18 protein-coding genes are annotated in these 15,781 nt (G+C 67.7%); 8 read left to right on the top strand and 10 right to left on the bottom strand.

What is annotated here, in order from left to right:
* Positions 1-22: 22 nt before the first annotated feature.
* From AC11WY_RS00980 to rpiA, 6 genes are all read right to left on the bottom strand, one after another.
* The gene (locus tag AC11WY_RS00980) at positions 23-1,570 is read right to left on the bottom strand and encodes a Do family serine endopeptidase (RefSeq protein ID WP_482921873.1); all 1,548 of its coding nucleotides are present in this window, start codon (positions 1,568-1,570) and stop codon (positions 23-25) included.
* A 203-nt stretch (positions 1,571-1,773) separates the two neighbouring features.
* Positions 1,774-1,938 (bottom strand): DUF2065 family protein, encoded by a 165-nt coding sequence (locus AC11WY_RS00975; RefSeq protein WP_482921601.1) that lies wholly within the window; start codon positions 1,936-1,938, stop codon positions 1,774-1,776.
* Complete coding sequence (gene hflC, locus AC11WY_RS00970; RefSeq protein ID WP_482921599.1) at positions 1,935-2,858, bottom strand: protease modulator HflC; 924 nt, start codon at positions 2,856-2,858, stop codon at positions 1,935-1,937. The genes AC11WY_RS00975 and hflC overlap by 4 nt, the downstream gene beginning before the upstream one ends.
* Positions 2,855-4,018: an FtsH protease activity modulator HflK gene (gene hflK, locus AC11WY_RS00965; protein WP_482921597.1), complete on the bottom strand. Its 1,164-nt coding sequence runs from the start codon at positions 4,016-4,018 to the stop codon at positions 2,855-2,857. The genes hflC and hflK overlap by 4 nt, the downstream gene beginning before the upstream one ends.
* A gap of 67 nt (positions 4,019-4,085) precedes the next feature.
* Positions 4,086-5,444: a glutathione-disulfide reductase gene (gene gorA / locus AC11WY_RS00960; protein ID WP_482921595.1), complete on the bottom strand. Its 1,359-nt coding sequence runs from the start codon at positions 5,442-5,444 to the stop codon at positions 4,086-4,088.
* A gap of 3 nt (positions 5,445-5,447) precedes the next feature.
* Positions 5,448-6,236 carry a ribose-5-phosphate isomerase RpiA gene (gene rpiA / locus AC11WY_RS00955; protein ID WP_482921593.1) on the bottom strand — a complete coding sequence of 263 codons (789 nt, stop codon included), beginning with the start codon at positions 6,234-6,236 and terminating at the stop codon, positions 5,448-5,450.
* A gap of 160 nt (positions 6,237-6,396) precedes the next feature.
* Between rpiA and AC11WY_RS00950 the strand changes: the two genes are divergently transcribed.
* The 3 genes from AC11WY_RS00950 to AC11WY_RS00940 all read left to right on the top strand — a co-directional run bounded on the left by AC11WY_RS00950 (position 6,397) and on the right by AC11WY_RS00940 (position 9,053).
* Complete coding sequence (locus AC11WY_RS00950) at positions 6,397-7,092, top strand: glutathione S-transferase family protein (RefSeq protein WP_482921591.1); 696 nt, start codon at positions 6,397-6,399, stop codon at positions 7,090-7,092.
* 33 nt (positions 7,093-7,125) lie between these two features.
* Positions 7,126-7,560 carry a DUF2267 domain-containing protein gene (locus AC11WY_RS00945; protein ID WP_482921589.1) on the top strand — a complete coding sequence of 145 codons (435 nt, stop codon included), beginning with the start codon at positions 7,126-7,128 and terminating at the stop codon, positions 7,558-7,560.
* A 98-nt stretch (positions 7,561-7,658) separates the two neighbouring features.
* Positions 7,659-9,053 (top strand): L-serine ammonia-lyase, encoded by a 1,395-nt coding sequence (locus AC11WY_RS00940; protein ID WP_482921587.1) that lies wholly within the window; start codon positions 7,659-7,661, stop codon positions 9,051-9,053.
* Between the two features lie 5 nt (positions 9,054-9,058).
* Here the strand turns inward: AC11WY_RS00940 and AC11WY_RS00935 are convergent, their stop codons facing one another.
* A complete protein-coding gene (locus AC11WY_RS00935) occupies positions 9,059-9,454 on the bottom strand; it encodes a type VI secretion system tube protein Hcp (RefSeq protein WP_482921585.1) in 396 nt (131 codons plus the stop codon).
* 148 nt (positions 9,455-9,602) lie between these two features.
* Between AC11WY_RS00935 and AC11WY_RS00930 the strand changes: the two genes are divergently transcribed.
* From AC11WY_RS00930 to AC11WY_RS00920, 3 genes are all read left to right on the top strand, one after another.
* Positions 9,603-10,115 carry a hypothetical protein gene (locus tag AC11WY_RS00930; protein ID WP_482921583.1) on the top strand — a complete coding sequence of 171 codons (513 nt, stop codon included), beginning with the start codon at positions 9,603-9,605 and terminating at the stop codon, positions 10,113-10,115.
* Between the two features lie 62 nt (positions 10,116-10,177).
* Positions 10,178-10,840 carry a hypothetical protein gene (locus AC11WY_RS00925; protein WP_482921581.1) on the top strand — a complete coding sequence of 221 codons (663 nt, stop codon included), beginning with the start codon at positions 10,178-10,180 and terminating at the stop codon, positions 10,838-10,840.
* Between the two features lie 176 nt (positions 10,841-11,016).
* The gene (locus AC11WY_RS00920) at positions 11,017-11,637 is read left to right on the top strand and encodes a thiamine phosphate synthase (RefSeq protein ID WP_482921579.1); all 621 of its coding nucleotides are present in this window, start codon (positions 11,017-11,019) and stop codon (positions 11,635-11,637) included.
* A 4-nt stretch (positions 11,638-11,641) separates the two neighbouring features.
* Here the strand turns inward: AC11WY_RS00920 and olsA are convergent, their stop codons facing one another.
* The 3 genes from olsA to AC11WY_RS00905 all read right to left on the bottom strand — a co-directional run bounded on the left by olsA (position 11,642) and on the right by AC11WY_RS00905 (position 13,566).
* The gene (olsA, locus tag AC11WY_RS00915; protein ID WP_482921577.1) at positions 11,642-12,457 is read right to left on the bottom strand and encodes a lyso-ornithine lipid O-acyltransferase; all 816 of its coding nucleotides are present in this window, start codon (positions 12,455-12,457) and stop codon (positions 11,642-11,644) included.
* Positions 12,454-13,239, bottom strand: coding sequence for an L-ornithine N(alpha)-acyltransferase (gene olsB, locus AC11WY_RS00910; RefSeq protein WP_482921575.1), 786 nt, complete (start codon positions 13,237-13,239; stop codon positions 12,454-12,456). The genes olsA and olsB overlap by 4 nt, the downstream gene beginning before the upstream one ends.
* A gap of 144 nt (positions 13,240-13,383) precedes the next feature.
* Complete coding sequence (locus AC11WY_RS00905) at positions 13,384-13,566, bottom strand: DUF3553 domain-containing protein (protein ID WP_482921871.1); 183 nt, start codon at positions 13,564-13,566, stop codon at positions 13,384-13,386.
* A 28-nt stretch (positions 13,567-13,594) separates the two neighbouring features.
* Here AC11WY_RS00905 and AC11WY_RS00900 point away from each other — a divergent pair, with 28 nt between their 5' ends.
* A complete protein-coding gene (locus AC11WY_RS00900) occupies positions 13,595-14,197 on the top strand; it encodes a histidine phosphotransferase family protein (protein WP_482921573.1) in 603 nt (200 codons plus the stop codon).
* A 468-nt stretch (positions 14,198-14,665) separates the two neighbouring features.
* Positions 14,666-15,781, top strand: a 1,116-nt coding sequence (istA, locus tag AC11WY_RS00895) for an IS21 family transposase (protein WP_482921571.1), incomplete at its 3' end; no start/stop codon positions are given.

Below are 15,781 nucleotides of genomic sequence, written 5' to 3'. Positions count from 1 at the left end.
GCATCCGGTCGGATCAGGCGTGTCAGCCGACTGACAGCGCCACGAAGCGCGGCTCGCCGTCGCGGCGGATCAAGAGCAGCACCGACTTGCGGCCCGCGTCCTTGGCTTCCTGGATGCGGTCCTGCAAGTCCTTGACGATGGCCACTTTCTGCTGGCCCGCCTCGGTGATGACATCGCCGGCACGCAGGCCCTTGGTGAAGGCCTCGCTGGTGCCGTCGACATCCGTGATCACAATGCCATCGGTGCCCGCCGACAGCCCCATCTTGTCGCGCATGTCCTTGGTCAGCGGGGTCACCTTCATGCCCAGCAGCGCCACGTCCTTCGGTGGTGCTTCCGGCGCGGGCTTCTCGGTCGGGCCGACGACATCTGGCGCCGTCTCGCGGCGGCCCAGCGTCACCGTCAGCGTCTCGGACTTGCCGTCGCGCAGCACGACCACCTGCACCGCCTTGCCGATGGCGGTGTTGGCGACCTGGCGCACCAGTTCGCGGGTATCGGGCACGTCGGTGCCGTCGAAGCTGGTGATGATGTCACCCGACTTGAAGCCGGCATCGGCGGCCGGTCCCTTCGGCACGTCGGTCACCATCGCGCCGGTAGCCTTCGGCAGGCCAAGCGCATCGGCCATGTCGGGCGTCACGTCCTGAATGCGCACGCCGAGCCAGCCGCGCCGCGTCTCGCCGAATTGCTTGAGCTGGTCGACCACCTTCGACACGACGTTCGACGCCATCGAGAAGCCGATCCCGATCGAGCCGCCATTGGGCGACAGGATCGCGGTGTTCATCCCGATCACGTCACCGTCCATGTTGAACAGCGGCCCGCCCGAGTTGCCGCGGTTGATCGCCGCGTCGGTCTGGAAGAAGTCGTCGAACGTCCCGTCAAGCGTGCGGCCCTTGGCCGAAATGATCCCGGCCGAGACCGAGAAGCCCTGACCCAGCGGGTTGCCCATCGCCAGCACCCAGTCGCCGACCCGCATCTGGCTGCTGTCGCCGAACGTGATGAAGGGCAGCGGCTTGTCGGTTTCAACCTTCAGCAGGGCGACGTCGGTGGCCTTGTCGATGCCGACCACCTTGGCCTTCAGCTTGTCGCCGTCGAAGAATTCGATCTGGATGTCGTCGGCGCCGTCGATGACGTGGTTGTTGGTCACGATGTAGCCATCGGCCGAGATCACATAGCCCGAGCCCAGCGCCTCGCTGCGCTGCGGACCTTGGGGCGAGGGGCTGTTGCCCTGGTCCTGACCGTTGCCCTGATCCTGCCCGTTGCCTTGATCCTGGCCATTGCCCTGGTCCTGCCCGTTACCCTGGCCCTGGTGGTCCATGAAGTCATGGAAGAACTGCTCGAACGGCGAGCCCGGCGGCACCATCGGGCCCTGGTCGGTCGAGGCGGCGATGGTCGTCATGGTGGTGATGTCGACCACGGCGGGGCTGACCTTGGCGGCAATGTCGGCAAAGCCGTCCGGGGCGCCCTTTGCCGTGACCACGGACGTCTGCGCCAGCGCCAGCGCAAGCCCCAGAACAACCGTCCAGGCCGCGCGGACGGGGGCAGGGGCCCGCGCCGATCGCTCCATGAGTTTCATCTGCACGCTGAACTCCTTTCGTTACGATTCCGCGGACCCGGCCGACTGGAACGCGCCGTGTCCGACATATGGGCAAATACGACTGCCGTCTGGCAACTCAATCCCGCTCGCCGCGACTCACATGGAAGTGAGAGCGGCGTGACGGCCTTGTTTCTTCAAACCGGGTGGATTGTCTCAGCCCCCCAGCACGCGGGCAAGCCAAATCAGCGCCACCCCGATCGCAACGCGCCGAGGCCGAAGCCCCGGCGCGTTGCGATCGGCAGCCGGGCAAAGAGGGCCAGCGCCTCCTCGATCCGGCCGGGGATCAGCGCGAGGATCAGCCCCTCGACCGCGCAGACCCCGCCCAGCACCAGCACCAGCGTGATCATTGCCCGGCAGGTGCAGGTGCAGGCGCAGGCGCAGGTGTCGGGGCCGCCGGCTGTCCGGCTTCATTGCGCAGGTAGTCGAAGAACTCGCTCGACGGGCTGAGCAGCATCGTGGTGTTGCTGCCCGCAAGCGCGTTCTGGTAGGCCGTCATCGAGCGCGTGAAGGCAAAGAACGCCGGATCCTGCGAATAGGCCTGCGCATAGATCTGGTTGCGCTCGGCGTCGGCCGTGCCGCGCACGATCTCGGCATCGCGGCGCGCGGCCGAGGTCGTTTGCAGCGCGGTCCGGTCGGCGGTTGCCCGCACCGATTGCGCCTGCTGGTTGCCGATCGCGATTTCTTGCGCTGCTTCACGCTGGCGTTCGGCCTTCATCCGGTCGTAGGTCGCCTGCAGGTTCTGGTCGGGCAGGTCGGTCCGCGTCAGGCGCACGTCGATGACGTCGATTCCCAGCGAATCCGCCTCTTTCCGGGCGATGTCGCGGATGTCGTTCATCAGCGTGGTGCGCCCCTCCGACAGCACGGCATCGGAATTCACCGAGCCCAGCACCTGCCGCGTCGCCGCGTTCAGGATCTGCTCCAGCCGGTTCTGCGCGAAGCGCACACCATCCGGCCCGGTCGCCTGGCGGAACTTCACCAGATCGACGATGCGCCAGCGCGCGAAGGCATCCACCACAAGGCGGCGGTCGTCGAGCGGCGTCACCTCCAGCGGTTGCGTCGGCAGGCCGAGGATGCGGCCGTCATAGCGCACGACGTCCTGGATGAAGGGCACCTTGAAGCCGATGCCGGGTTCCTCGCGCACCTGCGTGACCTGCCCGAACTGCATCACCAGCACCTTCTCGCGCGGGTCGACGATGAACACGGACGACAGCGCCAGCGCGGCCAGAATCACGACGGCGGGGATGACGTACATTGCACGGTTGGTCATTGTCCGGCTCCCGTCGGCGTTGCGTTGGCCCCGGTCAGAAGCTTGTCAAGCGGCAGGTAGGGCACCACGCCCGCCCCGCCCGCCGTGCCGCCGACGCCGTCGAGGATCACCTTGTGGATCCCGCCGAGCACGGTTTCCATCGTCTCGATGTACATCCGCCGACGGGTCACGTCCGGCGCCTTCAGGTAGGACTGGTAGATCGAGTTGAACCGGCTCGCGTCGCCCTGGGCGATGTTGACGACCTGCGCACGATAGCCCTCGGCCTCCTGCTTGACCTGCGCGGCCTCGCCGTTCGCGGCACCCAGCTTCTGGTTGGCATAGGCCTGCGCCTGATTGACCAGCGTGTCGCGCTGCTGCTGCGCGGCCTGCACGGCGCGGAAGCTGTCGATCACCTCTTTCGGCGGGTCGGCGCTGTCGAAGTTCACCCGGATCACCCGGATGCCCGAGGTATAGCTGTCCAGCGTGCCCTGCACGGCGGTCATCAGGTCGGCGGCGATCACGCCGCGGTCCTTGTTCAGGATCGGCGCCAGATCGGTGCGCGCGATGATGTCGCGCATCGCGGATTCCGAAACCGCACGCACGGTATCGGTCGGGTCGGCGAGGTTGAACAGGAACTTCGCCGGATCCTCGACGTTCCAGACCACCTGGAAGTGCACATCGACGATGTTCTGGTCACTGGTCAGCATCAGGCCGGTGTCATACTGGCCGCCCTGTCCGCTGCCCACATCGGTCGTGCGCTCGCCGGTGGTCGGGATCACCTCGGCGCTGACCACCGGCCAGGGCGCGAAGTTCAGGCCCGGCATGCCGATGCGGTAGAACTTGCCCAGGAACAGCTCGACCGAACGCTCCTCGGGCCTGACGGTGTAGAACGAGTTGAATGACCAGACCAGCCCGGCAAGCGCGATCACGCCCAGCGCGATCAGGCGGGGGTTTGGCCCCGCGCCGGTGCCGCCGACGGGGCCGCGCGGGCCGCCGCCGCGCCCGCCCATCAGGACGCGCAGACGCTCCTGACCCTTCTTCATGATATCCTCGATATCGTTCAGCTGCGGGCCTTCGCCGGGCCTGCGCCCGCCGCGATTGTCGTCGCCCCGATTGTCGCCGCCCCGGTTGTCGCCGCCGCCCGGACCACCGCCCCAGGGGCCGCCGCTGTTACCTGCCATCGGGATATCATTCCTTTGTTGCCGCTGCCGCCGGGTTCACCCCCAAGTGGTCACCACGGCGTGAATTTCAAGCCTTGCGCGCCGGTGTCCTCAGCGTCACCAGTTCTTCGGCCATCGTCGGGTGCACCGCCACGGTGCGGTCGAAATCCTCTTTCGTCGCGCCCATCTTGATCGCGATCGCGGCCAGCTGGATCATCTCGCCAGCCTCGGGGGCGACGATGTGACAGCCCAGAACCTTGCGGGTTTCAATGCTGACGATCAGCTTCATCAGCACGCGATCCTGCTGCCCGGCGAATTGGGTGCGCATCGGGCGGAAGGCGGCCGAATAGACCTCGATCGGCTCCTGCGCGCGCGCCTGCTCCTCGGACAGGCCGACCGAGCCAAGCTCAGGCTGGGTGAACACCGCCGAGGCCACCAACTCGTGATCCGCCATCACCGGGTTGCCCTTGAACACCGTTTCGGCAAAGGCCTGCCCCTCGCGGATCGCGACCGGGGTCAGGTTCATCCGGTCGGTCACATCGCCCACCGCGTAGATCGAGGGCACGGCGGTCTGGCTGTAGCCATCCACCACGATCCGGCCGTTGCGGCCAAGCGTCACGCCCAGCCCCTCCAGCCCCAGCCCGCCCGAATTCGGCACCCGGCCGGTGGCGTAAAGCACCGCGTCATAGCTGCGGTCGTGTCCATGGGTCGCGGTCACCATCACGCCGGTGCCGTCCCGCTCCATCGCCATCACCTCGGTGCCGCAATGAATCGCGATGCCGCGCGCCCGCATCGCCTCGGCGACATGGCCGCGCGCTTCGTCATCAAAGCCGCGCAGGATCTGCGCGCCGCGATAATACTGTGCCACTTCGACGCCTAGGCCGCTGAAGATGCAGGCGAACTCGCTGGCGATGTAGCCCCCGCCCACGACCAGCAGCCGCTTTGGCAGCGCGTCGAGCCGGAACATGTCGTTCGAGGTCAGCGCCAGTTCCGCCCCCGGCACCGGCGGCACGAAGGGGCGCGCCCCGGTCGCCACCAGAATGTGCTTGGCGGTCAGCACCTCGCCGGTTGCAAGCCGCACCGTATGGGCATCGTCCAGCACCGCGCGGGTGTCGTGGATCGTCACCCCCGCCCGCGTCAGGTTGCCCCGATAGGCCGCCTCCAGCCGGGTCAGTTCCGCCTCCAGCTTGCCCCGGAACATCATCCAGTCGAACCCGCCCAGCGTCACGTCCCAGCCATAGGCGCGCGCCTCGTCGACCGCGCCGGGGTAGGACGAGGCGAAAACCATCAGCTTTTTCGGCACGCAACCGCGGATGACGCAGGTGCCGCCCATCCGGTATTCTTCGGCCAGATGCACCCGCGCGCCACCCTCGGCGGCCGCGATCCGCGCCGCGCGCACCCCGCCAGAGCCGCCACCGATGACGAACAGGTCGCAGTCGAACGCCATCCCTCAGTCCCCGAGGTCGGCGAACATGTTGTCGGACGAGGTGAACTCGATCCGGCTTTCCTCGATCGTGCCCGCCGTCGCGTCGCGCACTTCGACCCGGCCGTCGCCGTGGCCGATCACCACGATGTCGCAGATGTCGATGAACAGACCGTTCTCGACCACTCCCGGGATCTGGTTCAGCACCAGCCCCAGTTGCCGCCCGTTGCCGATCCGGTGCAGGTGCAGATCGATGATGTAATTGCCTTCGTCGGTGATGAACGGCCGGTCGCCATTCATCCGCAGCGTCGTGGTGTGGCCCATCACGTCCATGCTCGACAGCGTCTCCTCGACCAGCGCCTTGGTGGTCTGCCAGCCGAACGGCACCACCTCCACCGGCAGCGGAAAGGCGCCAAGCTGCGCCACCTGCTTGGCCACATCGGCGATCACGATCATCTGGTCGCTGGCGGTCGCCACGATCTTTTCCTGCAACAGCGCGCCGCCACCGCCCTTGATCAGGTTCAGGTCGCCGTCGAATTCATCCGCGCCGTCGATCGTCAGGTCCAGCCACTTCGCCTCGTCGAGGCTGACGACCTTGATGCCGACCTGCCGCGCCAGATCGGCGGTGCGGCTGGAGGTCGGCACGCCGACGATCTTCAGCCCGTCCTCGCGCACCAGTTCGCCCAGACAGCGCACCATCCAGGCCGCCGTCGATCCGGTGCCAAGGCCCACCTTCATGCCGTCCTCGACGAAATCCACCGCCCGCTTGGCGGCCACGAATTTCGCCTTGTCGATCGGGGAAAGCTCTCCGGCCATCGCAGTCTCCTTCGCTCGCGTCGTTTGCTTATAGGCAATGTGCCGGGGCAGGGCGAGACTGAATTGCGCCCCGGTTGCGCGGCCGGACCTGCGACGTTATCACATGTGGGCGGCGCGAAAACATTTGTGACACATTCACCTTAAACCGGGGAGACCGCTGATGTACACGCTGCACTACGCGCCCGACACCGCCGCGCTGGTCGTCCGGCTGGTGCTGGAGGAACTTGGCGTGCCCTACCGCGCCGCCAAGGTCGACACCGCGGTGGACGAATTGAACAGCCCGGCCTACCGCAAGCTGAACCCCTTCGGCTTGATCCCGGTGCTGGAAACCCCCGACGGGCCGATCTTCGAGACCGGCGCGATCGTGCTCTGGCTGTCGGAACGGCACGGCGCGCTGGCCCCGGCGCCCGGCGACGCGCAGCGCGCGGCCTTCCTGAAGTGGCTGTTCTTTCTGTCGAACACGCTGCACCCCGATCTGGCGCGGATGTTCTACCCCAGCCGCCATGTCGGCCCGAACAAGACCGCGCAGGAAGACCTGCTGGACATCGCCGCCGTCCGCGTGAACCGCCACTTCAAGGCGCTTGACGCATTGGCCATCGCCGACCGTTCCGACTGGCTGCCCGAAGCCGGGGCCTCGGTGCTGGGTTGCTACCTCGTGGTGATGCTGCGCTGGGCCGCTTTCCTGTCGGCCGAAGGCGACGGCTGGTTCGACCTTGCCGCCTTCCCGTTTCTGGAAGGTCTCGCGCAAGCGCAGGAACGCCGCCCCGCGGCGCAGCGCGCGGCGGCGGCGGAAGGGCTTGGCCCCACGCCATTTTCGTGGCCCCTTGACGCGCCTTCGACCACCCTGGACGCTTGACCGGCGCACCTGTCGCGGTTGCAAGGATGCCCGATGCCGATGCCCTTCACCTACGCCCACGCCAGCGACGAGTTCCGCGCCTATCTCACCGACGCGCGCGACCGGCTGGACACGCCCTCCGACAACGTCGCCTACACCTGCACCGACGCAGTGTTTCAGGTCTTCCGGCGTCGGCTCGCGCCGCAGCGGGCGCTCGACTTCGCCGACGTGCTGCCTTCGGTGCTGCGCGCGATCTTCGTCTGGCGCTGGCGGGTGGACGACCCGATCCGGCCCTACGCCGACCGGGCCGTGCTAACGCGCGAGGTGAAGGACGTCCGGCGCGATCACAACTTCAGCCCCGACAGCGTGATCGGCGACATCGCCTGGGCGTTGAACCGCCATGTCGACGCGATGGATTTCGCCCGTGTCGTTGACCGGCTAGGGCCTTCCGCCCGCGCGTACTGGCAGCCGCCGCCCGACGCCGCCTGACCCTCGCCGCGTTTTCCTCTGCAAAGCGTCGCTTTCGGCGTCGCTTTCCGGTGCATCCCGCCGCACTCTGCACGAATCCAACCGGGGCGTGCGCTGCCATGTTTCTTTCCGTCTTCGACATGTTCAAGGTCGGCATCGGCCCCTCGTCCAGCCACACGATGGGCCCGATGGTGGCCGCCGCGCGGTTCCTGCAGATGCTGCGCGACAGCCCGTTTCACGCCCGCGGCCTGCGCGCCTCGCTGCACGGCAGCCTCGCCTTCACCGGCATTGGCCACGCGACCGACCGCGCCACCATCCTCGGCCTGGCCGGGTTCGAGCCCGCCACCTATGACGCGGCGAAGGCCGAAGAGGCGCTGGCCGCGATCCGCGCCGAAAAGATGGTGACGCCGCCCGGCCTGCCGCCGCTGGCCTTCGACCCCGCCCGCGATCTGGTGTTCGACTACGGCCCCGCGCTGCCCGGCCATGCCAACGGCATGATCCTGATGGCAACCGACGCGCAGGGCGACGTGATCCTGCAAGAAACGTTCTATTCCATCGGCGGCGGTTTCGTGCTGACCGCCGCCGAACAGGCCGCCGCGAAAGACATCGCGGCCGACCCGAAGAAGTCCGCCGCCCGGTCCCCCGTGCCCTATCCGTTCGAGACCGCCGCCGAGATGCTGGCGATGGCCGCCGCCTCGGGCCTGACCGTCGCCCGTATGAAGCGCGCCAACGAACGCCATTACCGCACCGATGCCGAGATCGACGTCGGCCTCGCCCGGCTCTGGCAGGTGATGAACGACTGCATCAATCGCGGGCTGGAAACCGGCGGCATCCTGCCCGGCGGGCTGAAGGTCCGCCGCCGCGCGCCGGGGATCCTCGCCTCGCTGCTGGCCGAACGCGGGCTGAACCAGACCCCGCCGCACACCATCAACGACTGGATGGTCACCTATGCGATGGCGGTGAACGAGGAAAACGCCGCCGGTGGGCAAGTTGTCACCGCCCCCACCAACGGCGCCGCCGGCGTGATGCCCGCCGTGATCCGCTACTGGCTCGACCATGTTCCCGGCGCCTCGGCCAGTCGCATCGGCGATTTCCTTCTGACCGCCGCCGCCGTGGGCGGGCTGTGCAAGCACAACGCCAGCATTTCGGGCGCCGAATGCGGTTGCCAGGCCGAGGTCGGCAGCGCCGCCGCGATGGCCGCCGCCGGTCTGGCCGCCGTGCTGGGCGGCACGCCGGAGCAGGTCGAGAACGCCGCCGAGATCGCGCTGGAACACCACCTCGGCATGACCTGCGACCCGGTGCGCGGCCTCGTGCAGGTGCCCTGCATAGAACGTAACGGCCTTGGCGCGATCAAGGCCGTGTCGGCCGCCAGCCTTGCCCTGCGCGGCGACGGCCAGCACCTCGTCAGCCTCGACGCCTGCATCGAGACGATGCGCCAGACCGGCCACGACATGCACGAGAAGTACAAGGAAACCTCGCTCGGTGGCCTTGCCGTGAACGTGCCGAACTGCTGAGCCGTTCAGGGGCCGGGGGTCGTCCTCTTTGAGGTTGCAAACCGGAGCGTAACGCTTTCGCTGTGGGAGTCCACGCCCGGGGAGACATTGAAGCTCGCCACGACGACGTCGGAAAGGACGAGTTGCAGCTTTCCCGCCCACATGTCGATCACGGCCGTTTCAAAATGCCGTCCATCCGCGCAGGCCGCAAAGAGCGTGGGTGAACTGGTATCCGTCATCTTCGAGACAGTGATCTGGTCGTTCTTCATCTTGCCCGTCGCCCCGGAACTGTCCCCGTAGGTGTTTCCCGCCCCCGGAAGGCTGACTGAATTGAGTTCGATCCAGCCCTTGTGGGCCGTTTCCCTGCTGTCTCCAGCAACCTGCTGACCCTGCGCTCCAAGCATCAGATAACTGCCTGCCATCACTCCCACCCCGCGGTCTGGCGCGCCGTCAGGATACGCCCGCCCGCCCCGCCTGTTAAGCCGGTTTCCGCGCGCCTTCCGCCGATTGCGCGGCAAGGCGGAGCGCCCTAAACTCGCCCCCGGGCGCCCCGCCCGCCGGATGCGCCGCATGACCTCGGTCCTGATCTTCGTTGCCGCCTGCGTCGGGATCGTGGCGCTGGGCTGGATCGTCAGCAAGGTCACCGGATCGAAGGCGACCTTCCTCGACACCTGGGCCTTCGAACCCGGCGAGTCCGTGCTCTGGCGCGACGATCGCGCCGATCTGGTCATCGTTCCGCGCCTTGGCGGGGCGGTGTCGATGCGGCCGATCCGGCTGCATCGCTGGGCCGTTGTGGTGACGAACCGCCGCGTCCTGCTGGGCAACCGGACCTTTGGCGGACGTCGGATGGTGCGCTATGTGCTGGAGGTCGGTGCCGCCACCGAAGCTGATACCCAACGGCTGGACGGCGGCCTGCTGACGCGCGGCTACACCGCGCTGGCGATCGCCGCGAACGTGGCGCCGCACCTCGATGCGCGCCCGCCCTATGTCGCCCTCGCGCCGCTGCCGGGGGTGCCGTCATCCGCCAATCTGGCCGAACTGCGGCTTTACACCGATCGCGGCGCGGACTTCACGCTACCGTGAAAACCCGTTCGGCGCGGGCTTGCTAGGCTGGCGCGACGTCCCCGCCGCACCGGAGCAGCCGCATGACCCTGACCCGCCGCCAGCTTGTCGCCGCGCTCGCGCTCGCGCTCGCGCTTGTGCCGCTGGCCCGCGCGCTGCCCGCCCGCGCCGAAACGACCCTCTCGCCGCAGGCCGCGGCGCTGGTGGCCGTGCTCGACAGCCTCGGGGTCGAGCAGAAGTGGATCGCGGGCAGCCATGTGAACTGGGAAACCGGCGCCCCGGACGGTGACCCCGAACCGCTGCCCGCGCACCACACCCACTGTTCCGCCTTCGTCGCGGCGGCGGCCAAGCGGCTGGGTGTCTACATCCTGCGGCCGCCCGAACACGGGCAGATCCTGCTGTCCAACGCGCAGGCCGACTGGCTGGCGGGCCCCGGCGCCGCGCAGGGCTGGCGTGCGCTGCCCGATGCGGCAGCGGCGGTTGCGGCCGCGAACCGGGCTGAACTGGTGGTCGCCGTCTACAAGAACCCCGACCCGCATGTGCCCGGCCACGTCGCCATCGTCCGCCCGACCCGCAAAAGCGCGGCCGAGATCGCCGCCGACGGGCCGGAAATCATCATGGCGGGCGTGAAGAACTGGCAGGCCGTCACCGAAAAGGCCGGATTCGCCGCCCACCCCGGCGCGTTCGCGGGGCACGCGATCCGCTATTACGCACACGCCATCCCCGCCGCCGCGCTGGCGGGCTGACGGCGGCGCCAAGCGCCCGAACCGTTGCCGACGCCGGTGCGAAATCGGTGCAAAATCGGTGCTTTTTCGGTATGCCGTTTTTCCTGCCTTCCCAACGGTTTGCGCCAAATCTCACGGCACCCGTTTGCAAACCGCCGAAAACCCGGTAGGAGAGCGCAAAACCGAAGGAACGCCCCATGTCGAACGACGAGCGCCCGCAGATCTACCTCATCACTCCCCCGGCCTTCACGCTGGAGGTGTTCCCCGACCGTCTCGCCGCCGTGCTCGACGCGGCCGACATTGCCTGCATCCGCCTTGGCCTTGCCACCCGCGACGAGGATCAGATCGCCCGCGCCGCCGACGCGCTGCGCGAGATCGCCCACGCCCGCGATGTGGCGATCGTGCTGGAAACCCACCTGCGGCTGGTCGAACGCCACGGCCTTGACGGCGTCCACCTGCCCGATGGGGCGCGCAATATCCGCAAGGCCCGCAAGGACTTGGGCGACGATGCCATCGTCGGCGCCTTCTGCGGCACCTCGCGCCACGAGGGCATCAACGCGGCCGAGGCGGGGGGCGACTATGTCTCCTTCGGCCCGGTCGGCGACACGGTGCTGGGCGACGGCAGCCAGGCCACCGACGAGCTCTTTTCCTGGTGGTCCGAGATGATCGAGGTGCCGGTGGTGGCCGAAGGCGCCCTGACCGCCGCGCGGGTCGCGACGCTGGCCCCGATCACCGACTTCTTCGCCATCGGCGAGGAAATCTGGCAGGCCGACGACGCGGTTGCAGCGCTGCGCGCCCTGATCGCCCCGCTGGGCTGACCGTTCAGGCCGGAAAGGCGCTGCGCACCCGTTCCTCGCAATAGGCGGCCAGCGCCTTGCGGTTCGCGAAATCCGCGACCCGCACCGGATCGTGGAACACCACATCCACCGATCCCTGCCGCGGGGCGGCCAGAAGTTTCACCAGATGCGGGATGAAATCCATGTCGCCCCACCAGCCGTAGAAGCGGAGATCCTGCCCCGGCGGGCCGTGATAGACCACGCTGACCGGCTGAATCTGCATCTCCTGCGCCAGTCCGTCGGCGAAGAAGGCGGCGAACAAGGTGGATTTGAACGGCAGCACCCGCAGCCCGTCGGTGCTGGTGCCTTCGGGGAAGAACAGCAGCCGGTGCCCGGCGCGCAGCCGCGCCTCGAACACCTCCTGTTGCAGTTTCGCCTCGTTGCCCTTGCGGTTGATGAATACCGTGCCGGTCGCCCGCGCCAGCCAGCCGATTCCGGCCCAGCCCGCCACCTCTGACTTCGCCACGAAATAGACGCGCTGCGGCGCGTTCAGCGTGAAAATGTCGAACCAGGTGGCATGGTTAGAGACCACCGCCCCGTTGCCCCGCATCGGCCGCCCGGCCACCCGCAGGGGCATGCCAAGAATGACAAAGGCCGATCGGCAGACGAACTGCGTGATGTAGGGGGTCACCGGCCGGTTCAGGCCGCACAGCGGGCGCTCGATCAGCCGGACCAGCAGCAGGATCAGCAGGCAGCCGTAGGTCACCAGGCACAGCAGCCCGCCCTTCAGCACGACCCGGACCCACCCCAGAGGGCCGACCCGCACAGGATCGGGCTCGTCCTCCCGCCGCCAGGGTGTCACGCCTTGGCCTCGAACTTGCGGGTGTAGAACCCGATGTGGCGGTCCGACATCCGCGCGGTGTCCATCAGCAGGCACACGTCGGTGGTGTTGAACGGCCGGTCGATGAAGGCCCCCTCGCCGACAAAGCCGCCCAGCCGCAGGTAGGCCTTGATCAGTGCGGGCGTGCCGACCATCGCCGCGCGGCGGTCGATCTGGTCGACCGGCACCAGGTCCATGGTCTGAAAGTGATCGGGTTGCGCGCGCACGCGCAGCGCCTCGGGCGCCAGGTGATTGTGGTGCAGATAGGCCAACGGCATCCGCAACGCCTCGATATCGGTGCCGTGAAAGCTGGCGACGCCGAACAGGATCTCGATCCGGCGCTCCAGCACGAAATCGGCCAGCCCGTTCCAGAGATGAAACATCGCCGTGCCGCCCCGATAGTCGGCGTGCACGCAGGACCGGCCAAGCTCCAGCAGCCGCCGCCCGTTGCGCTTGAGCGGCCCAAGGTCGTATTCGGTTTCCGAATAGAACCGGCCGAACCGCGACGCCGCCTCGCCGGTCAGCAGCCGGTAGACCCCCACGACATGGTCAAGAGTGGTCGCGTCGCGTCGCGTGTCGACCAGGATGAGATGCTCGAAGACCGGATCGAATTCATCGCATTCCAGCCTGCGGACATGATCGACCATCTCTCCGGTGCCGCCGAGTTCTTCGACGAAGACCTCGTAGCGCAGACGCTGCGCCCCCATCAGGTCCTGCGCGTCCCTTGCCAGCCGGACCTGAAGATGTGGCTCATCGGATATCATCGGCGCCGGGTCTGCTGCTCTGATCCGCCAGTCGGGTCGCCGGGTTGTAGGCGCTGCATGGTGGGAATGCAACATCCCCGCAGGGCCCCCCCGGCGGGACATTCTCACGGTTGCAATTCGTGAATTTCACAACCTATAGTGGCATCACGCATCGCGGTCAGGCACGAGCGCGATCCGGTCGCCGTCGATCACGACCTTCCCGGCGTGTTCAAAATTGACGGTGATCCGGGCCCCGATCCGCGACTGGACCTGACCAAGGCCCCAGTCCGGGCGGCCGGGGTGCCTGACCAACATGCCCGGTTCGAGTATCGCGTTCAGCCCTGTCACCGCCCGCCCCTTGGAAAGTTCCGCCCGGATGTCAAACACCACCGACCTGTCTGCGCTGATCGGCTCTCGAATCTGCCACGATCTTATCAGCCCGCTGGGTGCGATCGGCAATGGGGTCGAACTTCTGTCGCTCAGCGCGACCTCGGCGGGGCCGGAGCTTGCGCTGATCTCGGAAAGCGTCTCGGCGGCGAATGCCCGCATCCGGTTCTACCGCGTGGCCTTTGGCATCGCCGCGCCGGACCAGCGCATCGGGCGGCCGGAAGTCCTGTCGATTCTGGCCGACACCACGCGCGGCGGGCGGCTTACGATCGATTGGCAGGTTCCCGGCGACCAGCCGCGCGGCGAGGTGAAGCTCGCCTTCCTGCTGATCCAGTGCCTCGAAACGGCGATGCCTTTTGGCGGCCGCGTCGTGGTGACCCTGGAAAACAAGGCCTGGCACCTGCGCGGCACGGCGGCACGCATGAAGATCAATCCCGCCCTGTGGGAGGTTCTGTCCAATCCAGCCGCAACGCTCAGCGTCTCGCCCGCCCAGGTGCAGTTCGCGCTGGTGCCCGAAGAGGTCCGGCGCCTCGGCCGCAGCCTCAGCGCAAAGCTGTCCGAGGGCGACATTCTGCTCAGCGTGCTGCCTTAGCGGGCTGCTGCAGAACTGGCCTGCTGCCGGTTTCGTGGGCCGCAGGTCAGGTCGGCCTGGCGCGATCCTCAAACGCCAAGGGGTGAGAAATCCGGTTTCGGATGCCGCGGTTTTGGGGTGTAGGACCGGCCCTGTTGCGCAAATCAGCCTGAGGTCGAGGTTTCCCTTTCCTTGGACAGTCTCATCCCGCGCGTTGAGTTTGCGGCATTCCAAAGGCCGTGAAGCGGGTCAGGAGCGAGCGGGCAAACGCCACCGGTTCGAGAGAGCCCGCGTGCAGCGCGACGATCAGGATGCGACGGGCGCGACAATCAGGGTGAGAATGGGTCGTAGGGCCGGGAACATCGGGAGGGCGTAGCCCGAACGAGGTTCCCGGCCCTACGACGGCAAGGGTTCCGGGGGAACCGCGCCATCGGGTGATCGCAGTCGGCTGGGGTATGTGGGGCTTTTCTCCTCGAAGAGGGAGCACCCGTGCCCGGCCGTCATGCAACCGATCATCAGATGAGGCTTTTCATGAAGTATCGATCGACGGACACGATGCCTGTCGCCGCCGCCAAGGCTGGTTTTAGCACCGCCACAGGGTATCGGCTGGAGGAGGATCCACGATCCCCCTCGCTCAAGCGCGCCCCGCGGGATCGGCGACGGTCCGATCCTCTGGCCGGGATCTTCGATGCCGAGATCGTTCCGATGCTGGAAGCCGCACCGGGCCTGCGGCCGGTGGCGGTCCTCGGCGAGGTTCTGCGCCGTCATCCCGAGCTTGGCGAGGGAATCCGGCGGACCCTGGAGCGTCGCATGCGCCACTGGCGCGCGCTGCACGGCGCGGACCGCGAGGTGATCTTCCGCCAGGTTCACGAACCGGGCCGGATGGGCCTGTCGGACTTCACTGACATGGCCGACCTCGGCGTTAGCGTCGCGGGCGCGCCGCTGATCCACCGGCTCTATCACTTCCGTCTGGCCTACAGCGGCTTCGAACATGTCCATGCGGTGCTCGGCGGCGAGAGTTTCGTGGCGCTGGCCGAGGGCTTGCAGAATGCCCTCTGGGCGCTCGGCGGCGCCCCCCGGGAGCATCGCAGCGACAGCCTGTCCGCAGCTTTCCGTAACCTCGAGCGCGACGCCGCCACCGATTGGACGGTCCGCTACGAAGCCCTGTGCGCGCATTACACCATGACGGCGAGCCGCAACAACCGTGGCGTCGCGCATGAGAACGGCTCGATCGAAGGGCCACATGGCCATCTCAAGCGGGCGCTCGAGGACGCCCTGCTGCTGCGCGGCACGCGCGACTTTGACGACCTCGCCGTCTACCGCCGGTTCCTCGATGAGTTCTGTGGTCGGCGCAACGCCCACAACCGCAAGCGCATCGACGCCGAGCGCGCCACGCTGCAACCGCTGCCGACCCGCCGCACCAGCGACGGCGAAGAGACCACGGTCACCGTCACATCATCGGGCGGCTTCATTCTGAGGCGGGTCTTCTACACCGTGCCGTCGCGGCTGATCGGCCACCGCCTGCGGGTGAGGCTGCATGATGACCGGCTCGATATCTTCCTCGGCGCCACACATCTGATGACCCTGTCGCGCGGCCGGGGCTAT

Source organism: Solirhodobacter sp. (assembly GCF_964715405.1).
The sequence above is the reverse complement of the archived record's forward strand: the minus strand, read 5'-3'. Positions and strand labels throughout refer to the sequence as shown.